General features: G+C 37.8%; 19 protein-coding genes. 7 read left to right on the forward strand and 12 right to left on the reverse strand.

Features of this window, described 5'->3' with window-relative positions; translation table 11 throughout:
* The 12 genes from EDC17_RS13655 to EDC17_RS13710 all read right to left on the reverse strand — a co-directional run.
* A partial coding sequence (locus EDC17_RS13655; protein WP_132778621.1) for a DUF4180 domain-containing protein occupies positions 1-275 on the reverse strand: 275 nt, incomplete at its 3' end.
* Positions 276-788, reverse strand: a complete 513-nt coding sequence (locus EDC17_RS13660) for an SRPBCC family protein (RefSeq protein ID WP_132778622.1) — start codon at positions 786-788, stop codon at positions 276-278. It lies immediately after the preceding gene.
* Positions 789-925: 137 nt separating this feature from the next.
* Complete coding sequence (locus EDC17_RS13665; protein ID WP_132778623.1) at positions 926-1318, reverse strand: DUF1801 domain-containing protein; 393 nt, start codon at positions 1316-1318, stop codon at positions 926-928.
* 118 nt (positions 1319-1436) lie between these two features.
* Positions 1437-1880, reverse strand: a complete 444-nt coding sequence (locus EDC17_RS13670) for a DinB family protein (protein ID WP_165894427.1) — start codon at positions 1878-1880, stop codon at positions 1437-1439.
* Positions 1881-2154: 274 nt separating this feature from the next.
* Positions 2155-2610: a hypothetical protein gene (locus EDC17_RS13675; protein ID WP_132778625.1), complete on the reverse strand. Its 456-nt coding sequence runs from the start codon at positions 2608-2610 to the stop codon at positions 2155-2157.
* 320 nt (positions 2611-2930) lie between these two features.
* Positions 2931-3590, reverse strand: a complete 660-nt coding sequence (locus EDC17_RS13680) for a class I SAM-dependent methyltransferase (RefSeq protein WP_132778626.1) — start codon at positions 3588-3590, stop codon at positions 2931-2933.
* Positions 3587-3880 carry a helix-hairpin-helix domain-containing protein gene (locus EDC17_RS13685; protein ID WP_132778627.1) on the reverse strand — a complete coding sequence of 98 codons (294 nt, stop codon included), beginning with the start codon at positions 3878-3880 and terminating at the stop codon, positions 3587-3589. The genes EDC17_RS13680 and EDC17_RS13685 overlap by 4 nt, the downstream gene beginning before the upstream one ends.
* A gap of 194 nt (positions 3881-4074) precedes the next feature.
* Complete coding sequence (dnaJ, locus tag EDC17_RS13690; RefSeq protein WP_132778628.1) at positions 4075-5226, reverse strand: molecular chaperone DnaJ; 1152 nt, start codon at positions 5224-5226, stop codon at positions 4075-4077.
* Positions 5227-5237: 11 nt separating this feature from the next.
* Positions 5238-5834, reverse strand: a complete 597-nt coding sequence (locus EDC17_RS13695) for a nucleotide exchange factor GrpE (protein WP_394343367.1) — start codon at positions 5832-5834, stop codon at positions 5238-5240.
* A gap of 81 nt (positions 5835-5915) precedes the next feature.
* A complete protein-coding gene (locus EDC17_RS13700; RefSeq protein WP_132778629.1) occupies positions 5916-6596 on the reverse strand; it encodes a cell division ATP-binding protein FtsE in 681 nt (226 codons plus the stop codon).
* A 5-nt stretch (positions 6597-6601) separates the two neighbouring features.
* On the reverse strand, positions 6602-6805 hold the full coding sequence (locus EDC17_RS13705) for a fructose-6-phosphate aldolase (protein ID WP_132778630.1): 204 nt from the start codon (positions 6803-6805) through the stop codon (positions 6602-6604).
* A gap of 60 nt (positions 6806-6865) precedes the next feature.
* Positions 6866-7879, reverse strand: a complete 1014-nt coding sequence (locus EDC17_RS13710) for an acyl-CoA reductase (protein ID WP_132778631.1) — start codon at positions 7877-7879, stop codon at positions 6866-6868.
* 165 nt (positions 7880-8044) lie between these two features.
* Between EDC17_RS13710 and EDC17_RS13715 the strand changes: the two genes are divergently transcribed.
* The 7 genes from EDC17_RS13715 to EDC17_RS13745 all read left to right on the forward strand — a co-directional run bounded on the left by EDC17_RS13715 (position 8045) and on the right by EDC17_RS13745 (position 15241).
* Positions 8045-8395 (forward strand): 4Fe-4S dicluster domain-containing protein, encoded by a 351-nt coding sequence (locus EDC17_RS13715; protein WP_132778632.1) that lies wholly within the window; start codon positions 8045-8047, stop codon positions 8393-8395.
* Positions 8396-8502: 107 nt separating this feature from the next.
* Complete coding sequence (locus EDC17_RS13720) at positions 8503-9951, forward strand: dicarboxylate/amino acid:cation symporter (RefSeq protein WP_132778633.1); 1449 nt, start codon at positions 8503-8505, stop codon at positions 9949-9951.
* A gap of 184 nt (positions 9952-10135) precedes the next feature.
* The gene (locus EDC17_RS13725) at positions 10136-11449 is read left to right on the forward strand and encodes a D-alanyl-D-alanine carboxypeptidase (RefSeq protein ID WP_132778634.1); all 1314 of its coding nucleotides are present in this window, start codon (positions 10136-10138) and stop codon (positions 11447-11449) included.
* 31 nt (positions 11450-11480) lie between these two features.
* Positions 11481-12803 carry an MFS transporter gene (locus EDC17_RS13730; protein WP_132778635.1) on the forward strand — a complete coding sequence of 441 codons (1323 nt, stop codon included), beginning with the start codon at positions 11481-11483 and terminating at the stop codon, positions 12801-12803.
* Positions 12796-13530 (forward strand): (Fe-S)-binding protein, encoded by a 735-nt coding sequence (locus tag EDC17_RS13735; protein ID WP_132778636.1) that lies wholly within the window; start codon positions 12796-12798, stop codon positions 13528-13530. Before EDC17_RS13730 ends, EDC17_RS13735 begins: the two co-directional genes overlap by 8 nt.
* A gap of 23 nt (positions 13531-13553) precedes the next feature.
* The gene (locus tag EDC17_RS13740) at positions 13554-14432 is read left to right on the forward strand and encodes a sugar phosphate isomerase/epimerase family protein (protein WP_132778637.1); all 879 of its coding nucleotides are present in this window, start codon (positions 13554-13556) and stop codon (positions 14430-14432) included.
* Between the two features lie 77 nt (positions 14433-14509).
* Complete coding sequence (locus EDC17_RS13745) at positions 14510-15241, forward strand: hypothetical protein (protein WP_132778638.1); 732 nt, start codon at positions 14510-14512, stop codon at positions 15239-15241.
* Positions 15242-15298: the final 57 nt, after the last annotated feature.

The raw sequence follows: 15298 nt of genomic DNA on the forward strand, positions 1-15298 counted from the left end.
GCCAAACTTTGGCTGTCGTAACTTTCGAAATTACCCACTATAGTAATTGACATTTGGTACTGGGTGAATTTTTGCAAGATATCTCCGGCTATTTTGGTTTTAAGATCAAAAAAAGCGGGCGTCAAATTCTTTTGATAAAGTATGACTCTATCATACCCGTCGTAATATAGCGTACCGGTGATATCCAAAGCATCTTCTAGTTTTGCGATAAGGACTTCTTCAGCGCTAATTTCAGCTATTTTATGATTGTCAATCTCATGAGTCTTTATATCCATCTATTCTTTCGCATTTATGGTACGTTCCAGCAGAGCGTCTAGTTGAGTTAGGCACATACTTATTCCTTCTTGAAAACCCATATCCAAGATAGTCTGTAACTCTTCGGAAGTACCCATAGAGATTTTGCAATCCACTAAGGTAGTATTCTCTGCCTCTGAAAAACTCAGCAGCCAGGTACCTTGAGGCATATCTTGATTAATAATTCCATGCTCATCACAAAAGCCATCTTTGTACATGAAGGATTGACCATCCTCGATAGCGATAAATTGGGATAAATTCCAATGTTTTTCCCCTTCGGGACCTTTCATAGCATAGTGCCAAATCCCATTAGTGGTAAAATCCAATGTCTTTGTTTCTACATGCCAAGGTTGTGGGCCCCACCATTGATCCAACAAATCTTTTGTTGTCCAGCCTTCCCATACAAGCTGCTTTGGTGCATCAAATTCCTTTTTTATTCGGATGCTGTTATTTTCTTTTTCTACGGAAAAATCAAATGCTAGTTCTCTTTTCATATTGCGATCTCCTCTAAGTATATAAGTATGTTCCTTAATACTACAAATTAGTATGTCTGTTGTTTCGTGAAAACCATAAGTCTTTATGTTTTTTTTACGTAAGACTATTGAGAATGATTACCCATATGTGTCAAAAATTATTTCAGGCGTTCCAGCTGACCTTTACGCTTAATCAAATTCTTATAATCCCATTGTATAGCCATGGACTTTTGCAACCACCTTTTAAGGTCTTCTTCGTTGATTTCTTCCACTTGATTGTAAAATATAGACGCGTCTTTGAATTTTTCACCTTTTACGGACAGTTTCGCTTCTTCAAAATCAGCACCACTCCAAAACATTAAGCGAATACCTTTCTTTTGTTTGCTAAATCCCACAATGGGATTTTCGTCCATAAACCACACCGGATGAGCGTGCCATATTTTACGTTCCGTAGCCAAAAGATGTGTTTCTATAAGTTTAATAAGTGTTTTGGCAATCAGGATTTCATCTTCCGAAAAATCTTGATAATACTCTTCAAATAGTGATTGCATAGTTTATAACCTTTAAAAAAATGGGTATTGGCGAGATTGTATTTCCCCTAGTATACTTACACAAATTAAATGAAAAAGTTTGCGAGGTATTTTGTCTTATGCCAATTTTAATAGACTTTTACTTCCGTTTAAAAAGAATATAGTCTGAACTTAATGGTTCAATACCGTGCAGGCGGCATTCTGTCGCTATCTGTGCACGATGGTAAGTGCTATGATTAATGATTTGAAAAAGAATCTCATCTACAGTATTAAAAAAGCCTTCACCTTTGGAATTATGATATTCAATGAAACTTTGCAGAGGGATAGTTTTTAATATGAGTAGGGTGTTTTCGTAATTGGACTGATTGATCTGTGGTAGGGTATGCCAATCATTTAGTTGCCACACTTGGAAAGTTAGTTGCTTGAGTATACGTGCGTTCCAAATCTGATGTGCATTGAATGTGTGTGATAGCAGCGCTAAGGTTTTTTCGGAAACTTGAGTTCGATGTGTCTCGAGCAAAGTCAAGAGTCGCATATTCATCTCATGGTTGTATGCAAACAAATCTGGATACTTCTTTTCCATATGGTCAGTCGATGTCATTTGCCTTCCAAAAGTCAATCCTTCTTCGGCGATGGGGTTGAAGCTTTTCTCTTTAAGTTGTTTTTTATAAAATTGGGTAAAACACGGAAATGGAACATCTCCCAAAGCTAAGCCTCAAATCAACGAATTCGAGGCTCAGTATTAAAGACGATGTAAGGGTGTGCTTGTCTTATATATTAAAGTTACTAATATATATTAATAGTTAAAAATATTTTAACACAATAATTTTTTATTATTTATTAATATGTTTTTGTGCTTATAAAGAATATTGGCGTCCTTCTTCTGCAGCCTTGTTATCCATTAATTTCCCGATGAATATTCCTATGCCAAAGCCGATGGGGATACCAACGGCGAGTAAGGCAATATTGTCAATCAATAAGCCGATTACCAATCCTATAGGTATTCCAATAGCCGTCATACCGATAGCCGTCCAGCGCTTGGTATAGTGGCCTGCAGGAACTACCTTGGAGTCTTTTTCGATAATTTCAATGATTTCGCTTTGGGTTAGCTCTACAAGAGATAAAAATGCACCGTTGATTTTTGTACTGGTGTTCAGTTCATGGATTTTTGCATTAATTTCTTGGCGGCTTTCCTCCGATAATGCTTTTGTATTTGCGATTGCTAACAAATTCTGTAATCGCTGATAGGCAACAGCCAATTTATCATTAGGCATGTATTCCATCTCTCTAGGATTTAGGGTTGTTAGATTCATAAAAATACATTTTTAAAGTAATAGGTAGTTGTAATCGGGATGATAATCAACGTCAATAATCTTGTATAAACCAAATATAATATATTAAACCAATTTTACCATTAAATTAGGCTGTTTTCAAGTATAAACACGTGATAAGATAACTCTTTATAGGTATATAACGTGGAATGAAATCTTCCTGCTACAACAAAAAATAATTTTTACTACCTTATTCCTTGTATTATGGCAATTCAATTTTGTATTACTACATCCTTAAAAGCCTTAAAGGATAATGAATGAAGTTTAATGATAGAGGTAGTCGAAGATTTGGTGGTTTATAATCACTTTGTTAGCACAAATGTGGTGAAGTTTCGGGGAATGAATTCACCGGCATTGTTTTTAATTTTTTCAACTTGGGGTTTTTCAGTAAATATTCGGAAGGCAGTTTGCGTAATTATATTTTTGATGTCCGAAGGATTGTATAATGTAAAGTTATATTTGGTGAAAGGTAGGGTTTGCATAAAATCTTTATGCGCAAAGGTTAAACAAAAGCGACCTTGTGCTTGTAAGACACGGTAAATCTCTTCCAACATCTCTATGGGATTTTCCCAAAAGTACACGGTGTTGACTGTGAAAATCTTGGTAAAAGTATGAGCTTGCCAAGGAAGGTTATTTCCATTATACAGGTGGAATCGTACTTGTTCGGGATAAAGGTCGGCAATTGCCTGGCTGGCGCTGGTATGCATGAGCTCCGATATTTCCAAACCACAGTAGGATATGGAATTTTGTTGATTAAAAAGTAAGGGGATATGTTTCCCGTTTCCGTGTCCTAGCTCCAAAACAGTATCATGTGGCTCTAATTGTAATAATTGTATGGCTGCCGATATCATTCCGATATTGGTTTCATGCATCATATCCGCTATTTCCACTCCTTTCGGGCCTTGCGGATGGCTTAGCTGCAACGCAATTTCACGTAATAGATTTTCCTTCTCCTGCGTCATGACTTTTTAAAATCAAGGTTAGATGCTTTTAATATGTTTTTGAGCATAGGAATGCTGGTTTTTCCAATGCCGTGAAATTGTAAGATTTCCTTTTCGCTGAAATTGCTTAACGACTCTAAGGTGTCAATACCTTGACTAAGTAATGCTCGACGAGCGGGGCTACTTATTTGACTTAAAAAGCCGTTTTGCGGTTTATCTTGTTGTGCACAGATGGGACAAGTCTTACAGGTGCTGCTCTTGTAAAATATATGACCTTTCTCACAGATAAGCTGATGTTTTTGATTTGTCATAACATGTTGTTAGTAAGGTGATTTCTTTTGGTTATTTGGTTTTATTATTTACACACTATCTACATTCGTAATTATAAAAATAACCAATTTATCTAGATTCATGATTGGAAAAACTTCCAATAGATTATTTAGTAAAAAAAAATCCCTCAGAACTAAGTGCTTCTGAGGGATTTTGATATGTGTCTGAATATCGCTTATTCGAAATATTCTTTTATTCTTTCAAAGAATGATTTTTCACTTTTACCAGGTTGTGGTTTAAAATTAGCGGAGCCTTTTAATTTTTCTAAAATATCTCTTTCTTCTGGAGACACTGCTTTAGGTGTCCAAATATTGACATAGATTAATTGATCACCTTTGTGGTATGAATTCACTTCAGGGATACCTTTACCTTTTAATCGAAGGATTTTTCCTCCTTGAGTACCTGGTTCAATCTTGATTTTCGCTTTACCATCGATAGTCGGTACTTCAACGCTTGTTCCTAGAGCTGCATCTGCAAAATTGATATATAAATCATAAATGACGTTGATGCCATCACGTTTTAGAGACTCATGAGGAACTTCTTCCACAAGAATGATCAAGTCACCAGGTATGCCACCACGAGGAGCTGCATTACCTTTACCACTCATGGACAGCTGCATGCCTTCGCTTACACCCGCTGGGATGTTGATTGAAATGGTCTCTTCGCCTCTTTCTAAACCATCACCACGACAGGTTGTACATTTAGCTGTGATTTCGACGCCTTCACCATTACAAGTAGGACAGGTGCTTGTAGTCTGCATCTGACCCAAAATAGTATTGGTCACTCTTCTTACAGAGCCTGAACCACCACAAGTGTTACACGTATGGAAGGAAGATTTGTCTTTTGCACCTGAACCATCACAAGTGCGACATACTACCTGTTTGTTTACTTTTACTTTCTTTTCGACGCCTTTGGCAACCTCTTCCAAAGTCAATTTTACTTTGATGCGAAGATTGGTTCCTTTTTGCACACGACGACCGCCACGCGATCCGCCGCCACCTCCAAAGAAGCTTTCGAAAGGATTTCCTCCGCCAAAAATATCACCAAATTGGCTGAATATGTCATCCATATTCATGCCTCCACCAGCACCGCCAAAACCAGCAGAATTACCTGCATGACCAAATTGGTCATAGCGCGATTTTTTCTCTGGATTACTCAATATTTCGTAAGCCTCAGCTGCTTCCTTAAATTTTTCTTCAGCAGCTGTATCCCCAGGATTTTTATCAGGGTGATATTTTATCGCGAGCTTACGATATGCCGATTTTATTTCTGCAGCGTCAGCTTGGCGCGAAACGCCAAGAACGTCATAATAATCTCTCTTTGACATCTATCTTTATATTATTTCCCAATTACCACTTTAGCGTAACGGATTACTTTGTCATTCAACGTATAACCTTTCTCTACGACATCAATCACTTTATTTTTCATATCATCCGATGGCGCAGGGATAGCCGTTATAGCTTCTTGAAAATCTGCGTCGAATACTTCACCCACCACGTTCATCTCTTTAAGACCTTCATTTTCCAAGATCTTTCTGAATTTATTATTCACCAATTCGATGCCTTCTTTGACTGGCGTAATATCTTGTGCCGTAGCCATCGCATTCAAAGCTCTATCAAAATCATCTAAGACCGTAAGTAGCTTTGAGATCACCGCTTGTCCCGCAGTCTGAATTAACTCTACGCGTTCTTTGGATGTGCGTTTTTTATAATTGTCAAATTCAGCAAATAAACGTGCAAACTTGTCATTCGCTTCGGCCAGTTGATTACTTAGAATTTCTTCTTGGGATAATTCTTCTGCCGGAGCTGTTTCTTGCTCTTGATTGGTTTCGTTTTGTTCTAGATTTTCTTCTTGAATGTTCTCTTTTTCGTTCATCATCACACTATTTTTTAGATATTTGAATAGCTCAAATAGTTTGTCCAATAATTTTGCCATTATAAAAATATCCGACACCTTGTCAGTGTTTGCAATAGTAACACCTACAAAATGTCGGATTGTATAAGTTTTGTCAGTTTTTTAGATGCTTACATTGTCGTGCAATGCGCCATCGGCAGTACGTATAATACGTGCCGGCATATTACGGATGATCTGGTAATCGTGGGTAGCCATCATTACGGCAGTGCCAGAGGCTGCAATATCTCGTAGTAATAATATAATTTCTTCGGAAGTAGCAGGGTCAAGATTTCCGGTAGGCTCATCGGCAAGAATAATCTCGGGCTCATTGAGTAGGGCACGAGCAATTACAATACGTTGTTGTTCACCGCCGGATAATTCGTGTGGCATTTTATGCAACTTGGAACGTAAACCTACTTTTTCCAATACATCAACCATTTTGTTTTGGATAAGCGTTTTGTCAGTCCAACCTGTGGCTTTTAGCGCAAATTCTAAGTTTTTCTCTACGGTACGATCGTTCAATAAATGAAAATCCTGAAATACGATCCCTAATTTGCGTCGCAAAAAAGGTACATCGTTTTCTTTTAATTTTTTGAGATCAAATCCAGCGACCAAGCCTTCGCCATCAGCGATATGGAGTTCGCCATAGATAATTTTTAACAGTGAACTTTTACCTGAACCGGACTGTCCGATTAGGTATATAAATTCGCCATTTCCAATTTCGAGGTTGACGTTTGAAAGAACTAAATGTTTCTGTTGGTATATATCTACGTTTTTAAGACGTATAACTGTATTGCTTGCCATTTATATTAAAGTTCAATTTTTTTAATCTGACCAAAAGGTAACTCTTGAACAATTTTCATTATCTCTTCTGCTTTGTCTTCAAGACCTATTTTTACCAATGATTTGTCTGGTCTATCGACTCTGAAATATGCCAATAAAGTAAACTTATCATCTCGTAATTGCACATAATCAGGGATTTTAGCGACACCTTTTACTTTTATTACATACATAGTTAACAAAGTTAGAATTTTTTACCAATTGCTTACCACTCAAACGGTATTATTTCAAATTTATTGATTGTCTGCTAAAAATTGTAAGGTATCTATGCCATCTGCGTAGTCGTCCAAGGCCGGGCATTGACTACCGCCAAGGTCAAACAAAGGTGTATCTATCGCTAATGCTGCCATCGAAGTGACACACTGTATGCTTTCGGTTCGGCTGTTGATGTAATTCTCTACTTCTGCCAAGTCGTTGTATTCGTCGTAGAAGACCACAGCAAGGGGAGAGGCTATGTTTTCATCTCGTTTGAGCAACAAGAATCCATTGTCATAATGCTTCTCGGCATTGACCAAATAAATGGATTTATTATAATCGTAATTATTGTTGTACTTGTAATGGTCTGAAACCCATTTGTAATCCGCTATAGCTTCAAAAAAATCAGCGATAGCATAGTCTTTAGGTATAAATATTTTAGATACAGAGCGACACCCTAATCCGAAATAATCGAAAATATCATCACCCAATTTAGCAAGTTGCTCTTTACTTTCTTTACCGGTTAGTACCGCTATAGAATTTCTGTTTTTGCGTATAATATTCGGCTTTTTGCCAAAATAGTATTCAAAGTAGCGTGCTGTATTATTAGATCCGGTGGCGATGACTAGGTCAAAGTGCTGTAATTTCTCAACAATCTGGATTTTCTCCTCAAAGCGAGGCTCTATTTCAATAAGTTTGTGTAAGAGGATAGCGGTCAGTCCTGCATCATCAGAGGATACTTTAATCTGTGCAGTGAATCCCATAATGAGGGTTGACAATATATCATGAAAGCCTACCAACGGAATATTGCCCGCAAGCACAAGTCCTACTTTTTTGTTGGATTCTGGCGCCTCAAATGGGGCAGTCCAGGCTTCTAATTTTTCAATGCGGAGATTTTGTCCCCAAGCCTGGAATTGCTTTAATATATTTTCTTTGGTATACCAAGCATTTTTGTGATGTATGCTTTCGAGGCGCCATAGCGTTTCAGGTTCGGGATTTAGCATCCATTCTCCGAGTTGCGCAAATGTCTTAATTCTGTCTTTCTTTGTCAAAATATATAATTTAGAATTATTCTGATAAATTTTTGCATTATCTTTGCAGTGTCAAATACGAGTAATATCTAGTAGATTCCTATACTTTAATTAGGATAGTTAGAATTCGATATTTACTTTTGACAATACAAAATTAGTTTATTTATTATAATTGTGAGGTTATAAATGGCGATAAAAATTACAGACGAATGCATTAATTGCGGGGCTTGTGAGCCCGAATGTCCAAATAATGCAATATATGATGCTGGTGTTCCGTGGAAATTTTCAGATGGTACAGCTTTGGACGGTGTTATTGATTTTGGTGATGGCGTGACTATAGACGCTTCTGCTTCTCAGGATGCAGTATCCGATGAGGTTTATTATATTGTATCGGACAAGTGTACAGAGTGTGTTGGATTTCACGATGAGCCACAATGTGCGGCCGTATGTCCGGTAGATTGCTGTGTTGAGGATGAAGATGTGGTAGAATCCGAAGAAGAATTATTAGCTAAAAAAGCATGGTTACATGCTGAATAACAGCTTATAAAATATTTTTTAAAAAGGCACGATTATTTAATCGTGCCTTTTTTATTTGCGTTACATTGGTATTTTTCTATTTTTGTTTAACATTAAAATACTATTCAATGTCAAAAAAGAACATCGGTTATGTAATGCTTATTACGATAACCATTGCCATTATCATTACCTTATTATATGAATTCAATATAGTAAATATTACGCCAGACGTTATGGTTGGTGTACGTTGGGTTACAGCTATTGTGTTGACTCTTAATGCTATAGTACGCAGTAATCTTACTACATGGATTCTGACAGCACTGATCTTGGGTGTATTTGTGGGTTTGGATTTTCCCAATGTCGCTATCTCGATGCAGCCCTTGAGCCAAGGATTTATTAAGTTGGTGAAAACAATTGTAGGTCCCATTTTATTTGCAACATTGGTGTTTGGTATCGCAGGTCATTCTGACTTGAAATCAGTAGGTCGTATGGCTTGGAAATCTATGTTGTATTTCTTCTGTGCCACTACCTGTGCTATTTTTATCGGTTTAGCGGTAATTAACTTGACAGAAGCAGGGGTGGGTATTGACGTGGCGAATATGCCGCATGAAGAATTGCCTACCACATCTGCAGTATCTGCTGCTGATGAGCGAGCTTTAACACATATCAGCGAGAATGTTCATTGGCTATATAAGTTTAATGCATTTGTTCGCGATACATTTCCAGAGAATATCGTAAAATCAGTTTATGAAAATAAAGTATTACAAATCGTAATATTTGGTGTGCTATTCGGTATCGGATTGGCCATGGTAAATGAGAAGAAACGTAAACCTTTGGTAGACTTTACAGAAAGTTTGTCCGAAGCCATGTTTAAATTCACTAACCTCGTCATGCTTTTTGCACCGATCGGAGTCGGGGCGGCGATGGCCTATACTGTCGGTCACTTAGGTGTAGACATCTTAAAGAACTTATTCATGCTCCTCATGAGTTTGTACCTCGCACTATTAGTATTTATCTTCTTGGTTTTACTACCGGTAGCTTTATACCTCAAAGTGCCTATCAAAAAATTTATTGAGGCTGTCAAAGAACCTGTATCTATTGCTTTTGCTACGACGAGTTCGGATGCAGCTCTGCCAAAAGCGATGGAAAACATGGAGCGCTTCGGTGTGCCACGTAAGATTGTATCTTTTGTAATTCCTACGGGATATAGCTTTAATTTGGATGGAACATCCTTATATCTATCACTAGCTTCAATCTTTGTTGCCCAAGCGGCTGGTATTGACCTGAGCATTGGACAGCAGTTGCTGATCGCTTTTACCTTGATGATAACATCTAAAGGTGTGGCGGCCGTGCCTCGTGCCTCGCTGATTGTATTGATTGCTACAGCGGATCAATTTGGATTACCAACATTCGTTATTGCAGCTATTTTAGGAATTGATGAGTTAATGGATATGGCTCGTACCTCGGTGAATGTAATCGGAAATTGTTTAGCAACGGTTGTAGTCTCCAAGTGGGAAGGGGAGTTTGATGAGACTGCTTCGCAGGATCCAGAATTTCTAACAAAACCAATGGAATAAAATAAAATATAAATAAAGATGCCCCAAAGAAATTTTCTTTGGGGCATTTTCGTATTCCAACTTTGGGTACTGAGGATCGTGAAAATTATAAATATGATTTAACTCTTTATGTGATCCTATGTAATAAACTTGTTTCAATGGATTTGCCTCTCGGAATAAAATAAAAATTGTTTAAATTTCAACTATGAAAAGTGTACTTCTCTCCATCGCCTTGACGCTATTAGGCCTAATCCATACTATTACTGTAGGGGCACAAGATTTTAATTTGTTAGAAACCGAGTTTGCTAAGTCAACAATCTTACCGAAGCATCATTTTGGCTTTTGTTTATATGATCTTGATAATGACAGGGTGGTTTTTGGCAAAAAAGAAAATCAGCATTTTACGCCAGCATCCAATACCAAGGCGTATACTTTATTCACCTCGTTGAAACATTTAGGTGATTCTATCGCTGGGATTCATTATGTCGAGCGAGGCGATTCATTAATATTTTGGGGGACCGGAGATCCTACTTTTCTGCATCCAAAGCTAGATACACGTAGAGTCTATGATTTTTTGAAAAATAGCAATAAGAAGTTGTTTTATGTAAGTCAGCAAACCAGTGAAGAAAAATACAGAAATGGTTGGTCAATAGAAGATTATCAAGAATATTACCAACCAGAAATTACGCCTTTTCCAATCTATGGAAATTTAGTGACACTGCGATCAACTGGCAATGGTCTGGTGGCTAGCCCAGCATATTTTAATAAGCAATTGCGCATTAGTGAGCGTTCTAACCGTACTTTTTGGGTCTCTCGTAAGTTGACCAGCAATGACTTTGAGCTCTCTAGTATTCATGTTCCGAGAAACTTTAACACGAGTAAACCATTTATTTGGACGGATAGTTTGGCCGTTCAATTGTTGCAAGATACGCTTCATAAAAACATTGGTATACTAACGGATTACGAAAGACCCGAAGATATTAAAACAGTGTATTCGGCAAGTAGAAATGTTGTATTGCGCGAAATGATGTTGCCGAGTGATAATTTTTTGGCGGAGCATCTTCATATGTTGGCGTCTGACAAAATATATAATGGATTTTATACCGATTCATTGCGTCGGCATATGCAAACAACCTATTACAATAATTTTCAAGACACTATATTTTTGCGTGATGGGAGTGGACTTTCCTCTTATAACAAAATAACCCCACGTAATATGGTCGATCTATTGGTTGCCATAAAAAATATGATTCCGGATGAGTCGCAGCGCTATTTGTTTTTTCCGGCAGGAGGCGTGGATGGTACTTTGAAAACGGCTTATGCCTTGGATCAGGGGCAGCCTTTTGTATGGGCCAAAACAGGAACTATTAATTCCGTGCACTGCCAATCAGGGTATATTGTAACGCGCTCAGGTAAGAAATATGCTTTTTCGTTTTTAAATAATAATTATGCGGTTCCGACATCGTATATTCGACGTGAAATGGTCCGCATTATGACGTTTATCCGTCAAAATTATTAATTTTCGACCATTGAACCGTTAGGTCATTTTTATGGAAGAGTATCAAAAAAACGATAAGAAACTAATTCGTTCGTGGGCAATGTTCGATTGGGCAAATTCTGCCTATAACCTGGTCATTACCTCCACTATATTTCCGATATATTATATCGCGATCACGAAATCTTCGTCAGGAACTGAAGATTATGTCAGTTTCTTTGGTTTTGAGGTTATCAATACCGTGCTGTCCAATTATGCGTTGGCTGCTGCATATTTGATAATGGTTCTGGCTTTACCATTCCTTTCTGCATTTGCGGATGCCAATGGTAAGAAGCTCCAAGTTATGAAGTTGTTTACGTACATAGGCTCTATCGCTTGTATGGGCCTCTTTTTCTTCAAATTGGATACATTGGAATGGGGAATTATATGTTTTACGCTGGCTGCCATGGGATATATTGGCGGTGTAGCTGTTAATAATTCCTATTTACCGGTAATAGCCACGCCCGACAGACAAGATGCTGTAAGTGCAAAGGGTTTTGCTTATGGATATATCGGATGTGTGACGATTCAGTTGATCTGTTTTGTATTTGTACTTAAACCCGATTGGTTTGGTATTGAAGATGCTTCATTTCCGGCAAGATTATCCTTTTTACTGGTGGGACTGTGGTGGTTAGGTTTCTCCTTAATTCCTTTTAAGGCATTGCCCAATAATCATCCCTCAATCAGTGCCAAGGGCGTTCCATTATTACAACGCGTGACGGTGGAATTTAAAAGTGTGCTCCAGCAAGTTCGTACCAATCAAGGTATCAAGAGATTTCTACCAGCTTATTTTTTCAATTCAGTAGGTGTGCAGACTATTATGGTTGTGGCGACTATGTTTGGCCAAAAAGAGCTGGACCTTGAGCAGCAGTCCTTGATTATCACCATAATTCTAATTCAGCTGGTAGCAATTATTGGCGCATTTATCATGTCATTTTTAGCTAAATATTGGGGCAATATAGTGGTTTTGTTACTCGTCACTTTATTATGGGCTTCCATTTGTATCTCTGCCTATTACCTGACCAATGCCACACAATTCTATGGTTTAGCTGTGATGGTAGGTTTATTGATGGGGGGAATTCAATCTCTTTCGCGCTCGACCTATTCCAAAATGCTTCCCGAAGATATAGAAGACACAACTGCGTTTTTTAGTTTTTATGATATCACCGAAAAATTGGGGATAGTTGTTGGCTTAATATGCTTTGGATTAATTGAACAGATTACACATAATATCCGATACTCTGCATTATCTTTATCTATTTTCTTTATATTAGGTTTTTTATTGTTATTAAGAGTGCTTAAATTTAATTCAGTTTTAAAAGCCCGTTCCCATGAGTAGAAAGGTAGAAGTGTTTATTCCTTGTTTTATTGATCAACTATACCCCGAAACTGCCTTCAATACGATAAAATTATTAGAAAGAGCTGGCTGTGAGGTCATTTATAATGAAGCGCAGACCTGCTGTGGACAACCCGCTTATAATGCTGGATTTTGGGATGAAGCGAAAGAAGTTGGGGCAAAATTTTTAAAGGATTTTTCGGATGCTAACTATATCGTGTCCCCTTCGGCATCTTGTGTAGGGATGGTCAAGTCTGGGTACAGTGATTTATTTACCAATTCGATAGAGCATAATACCTGTCGTACCTTGCAGCGCAATATTATCGAGATATCGGATTTCTTGGTTAATGTGGTGAAGAAAGAATATTTCGGTGCCGAATTGGTGGGTACTGCGGTTTATCATGATTCTTGCTCGGCACTTCGAGAGTGTAAAATTAAGGATGAACCCCGAAAACTGTTATCGCATGTGGGTGGTTTAGAAATCGTAGAGATGCGTGATCAAGAGACATGTTGTGGTTTCGGAGGGTCATTTGCTGTCAAGTTCGAAGGAATTTCAAGCGCTATGGCTGAGCAAAAGATTAAAAATGCGCAGGCTGTACATGCTGATTATATTATTTCAACGGATGCCTCATGCTTATTGCAGCTACAGGCTTACATTGATAAACATCATATTCCCATGAAAACGATGCATATCGTCGATGTGCTGACTTCCGGATGGGCAAATATTTAATATAAACCTTACAATATATAAACATGAATTCGAGAAGAGACTTTATCAGAAATTTGGGGATGGTCACAGCAGGTGTTGCGATGGCTCCATCATTGGATTTATTTGCAGCGAAAAAATCTTGGTTTGAGATTTCGTTGGCACAATGGTCATTACACAAAACACTTTTCAAAGGTGATTTAAAAAATATAGATTTCCCTCAGTTTACGGCGGAAAAATTCGGTATCTATGGAGTAGAATATGTCAATCAGTTTTTCAAAGATAAAGCGAATGATATGACATACCTGAAAGATCTAAAAAATCGTGCGAAGTCCAGTGGCGTGAAAAACGTGCTCATCATGGTCGACGGCGAAGGTGAATTGGGTAATGAAGATAATTCGAAAAGACTAAAAGCTGTAGAAAATCACTATAAATGGATCGATGCAGCCAACTTTTTGGGATGTACATCTATCCGCGTGAATGCTGCGGGCAAAGGTACTAAAGAAGATGTAGCTAAACGCGTAGTTGAAAGCTTATCCACTTTGGCAGATTACGGTAAAAAAGGAAAAATCAATGTTATAGTTGAAAACCATGGCGGTATTTCGTCACATGGGGATTGGCTAGCAGGAGTGTTAAAATCAGTTGGTAAGAAAAACTGTGGTTCTTTGCCTGATTTTGGAAACTTTTACGAATATGACCGTTACCAAGGGGTGATCGATTTGATGCCTTACGCCAAAGGTGTAAGTGCTAAATCCAATGTTTTCGATGCAAATGGAAACGAACGTAATATTGACTATGCCAAAATGATGAAAATCGTTAAAGATGCTAAATATAAAGGTTACGTTGGTATCGAGTACGAAGGATCCGAGTTGAGTGAAATTGACGGTATTTTGGCTACTAAAAAACTTTTAGAACGATATAAATAATCGGAATGCACAAAAATTGCTTTCTTCTTTTTTTACTTTTTTGGGGAAACATTTCTTTTGGACAAAATTTGCCTAAGATGCAAGTATGGCAAGACAGTTTGCTGAGCCTAGGCCAAAAGATATTTGATAACCGCGCTGAAGTAGAAAGAATAGAAAGCAATTTTTTATTTGTGAAAACATTGGTTTCTACCCTCAAAGAACCAAATTCTTATTTTTTCGATTTTGATAAACTGAAAATGATTTCAGCGATCCGTTCACCGGATGACAAATTCAGAGTATTCTCTTGGAATGTACCTCTACACGACGGATCATACCTTTACTACGGTGCTATACAACATAAGTCAGGTACACTTAAGCTTATTCCTTTATTAGATAAAACATTTGAAATCAAGGATGTAAACAGAGCTGTTGTTCGGTCTGATACGTGGTATGGTGCTCAATATTATCAAATAATTCCATTCAAACCCAATAGTTATCTGCTGCTCGGCTGGAAAGGGCATCATATGGATTATACATATAAGCTTATAGAGGTGTTGAATTTTAGCCCTACAGGGGAAGTAATGTTTGGTGCACCTGTTTTTTCGGATGATAGCAGCCTCATGCGAAAAGTCTTTAGCTACGCTCGTCAAGCCACTATGCTGCTGCAATATGATCCTCAAAACCAACGAATTGAATTCGATCATCTCATTCCATTACAAGGGGGCAAGCCGCATCAAATGGTTCCTGATCTGACACATGATGCTTACCAAATTACTCCCACGCAATTAATTTATAAGGAATATGTCGTAATTCTGAATCCTGAAAATTAAATATTCGTCGGTTTTTAGAATGACTTTATCCTAATTTTGAGCTGTAATTTTTTTGCT

Origin of the sequence: Sphingobacterium alimentarium, assembly GCF_004342685.1 — a bacterium.
In the GTDB taxonomy this organism is placed as follows: Bacteria; Bacteroidota; Bacteroidia; order Sphingobacteriales; family Sphingobacteriaceae; genus Sphingobacterium; species Sphingobacterium alimentarium.

What these genes read in the sequence shown, in the direction of transcription:
- EDC17_RS13660 (WP_132778622.1), bottom strand. Translation starts at nt 788, where the DNA reads ATGAAAAGAGAACTAGCATTTGATTTTTCCGTAGAAAAAGAAAATAAC.
- EDC17_RS13665 (WP_132778623.1), bottom strand. Translation starts at nt 1,318, where the DNA reads ATGCAATCACTATTTGAAGAGTATTATCAAGATTTTTCGGAAGATGAA.
- EDC17_RS13670 (WP_165894427.1), bottom strand. Translation starts at nt 1,880, where the DNA reads ATGGAAAAGAAGTATCCAGATTTGTTTGCATACAACCATGAGATGAAT.
- EDC17_RS13675 (WP_132778625.1), bottom strand. Translation starts at nt 2,610, where the DNA reads ATGAATCTAACAACCCTAAATCCTAGAGAGATGGAATACATGCCTAAT.
- EDC17_RS13680 (WP_132778626.1), bottom strand. Translation starts at nt 3,590, where the DNA reads ATGACGCAGGAGAAGGAAAATCTATTACGTGAAATTGCGTTGCAGCTA.
- EDC17_RS13685 (WP_132778627.1), bottom strand. Translation starts at nt 3,880, where the DNA reads ATGACAAATCAAAAACATCAGCTTATCTGTGAGAAAGGTCATATATTT.
- dnaJ (WP_132778628.1), bottom strand. Translation starts at nt 5,226, where the DNA reads ATGTCAAAGAGAGATTATTATGACGTTCTTGGCGTTTCGCGCCAAGCT.
- EDC17_RS13695 (WP_394343367.1), bottom strand. Translation starts at nt 5,834, where the DNA reads ATGGCAAAATTATTGGACAAACTATTTGAGCTATTCAAATATCTAAAA.
- EDC17_RS13700 (WP_132778629.1), bottom strand. Translation starts at nt 6,596, where the DNA reads ATGGCAAGCAATACAGTTATACGTCTTAAAAACGTAGATATATACCAA.
- EDC17_RS13705 (WP_132778630.1), bottom strand. Translation starts at nt 6,805, where the DNA reads ATGTATGTAATAAAAGTAAAAGGTGTCGCTAAAATCCCTGATTATGTG.
- EDC17_RS13715 (WP_132778632.1), top strand. Translation starts at nt 8,045, where the DNA reads ATGGCGATAAAAATTACAGACGAATGCATTAATTGCGGGGCTTGTGAG.
- EDC17_RS13720 (WP_132778633.1), top strand. Translation starts at nt 8,503, where the DNA reads ATGTCAAAAAAGAACATCGGTTATGTAATGCTTATTACGATAACCATT.
- EDC17_RS13725 (WP_132778634.1), top strand. Translation starts at nt 10,136, where the DNA reads ATGAAAAGTGTACTTCTCTCCATCGCCTTGACGCTATTAGGCCTAATC.
- EDC17_RS13730 (WP_132778635.1), top strand. Translation starts at nt 11,481, where the DNA reads ATGGAAGAGTATCAAAAAAACGATAAGAAACTAATTCGTTCGTGGGCA.
- EDC17_RS13735 (WP_132778636.1), top strand. Translation starts at nt 12,796, where the DNA reads ATGAGTAGAAAGGTAGAAGTGTTTATTCCTTGTTTTATTGATCAACTA.
- EDC17_RS13740 (WP_132778637.1), top strand. Translation starts at nt 13,554, where the DNA reads ATGAATTCGAGAAGAGACTTTATCAGAAATTTGGGGATGGTCACAGCA.
- EDC17_RS13745 (WP_132778638.1), top strand. Translation starts at nt 14,510, where the DNA reads ATGCAAGTATGGCAAGACAGTTTGCTGAGCCTAGGCCAAAAGATATTT.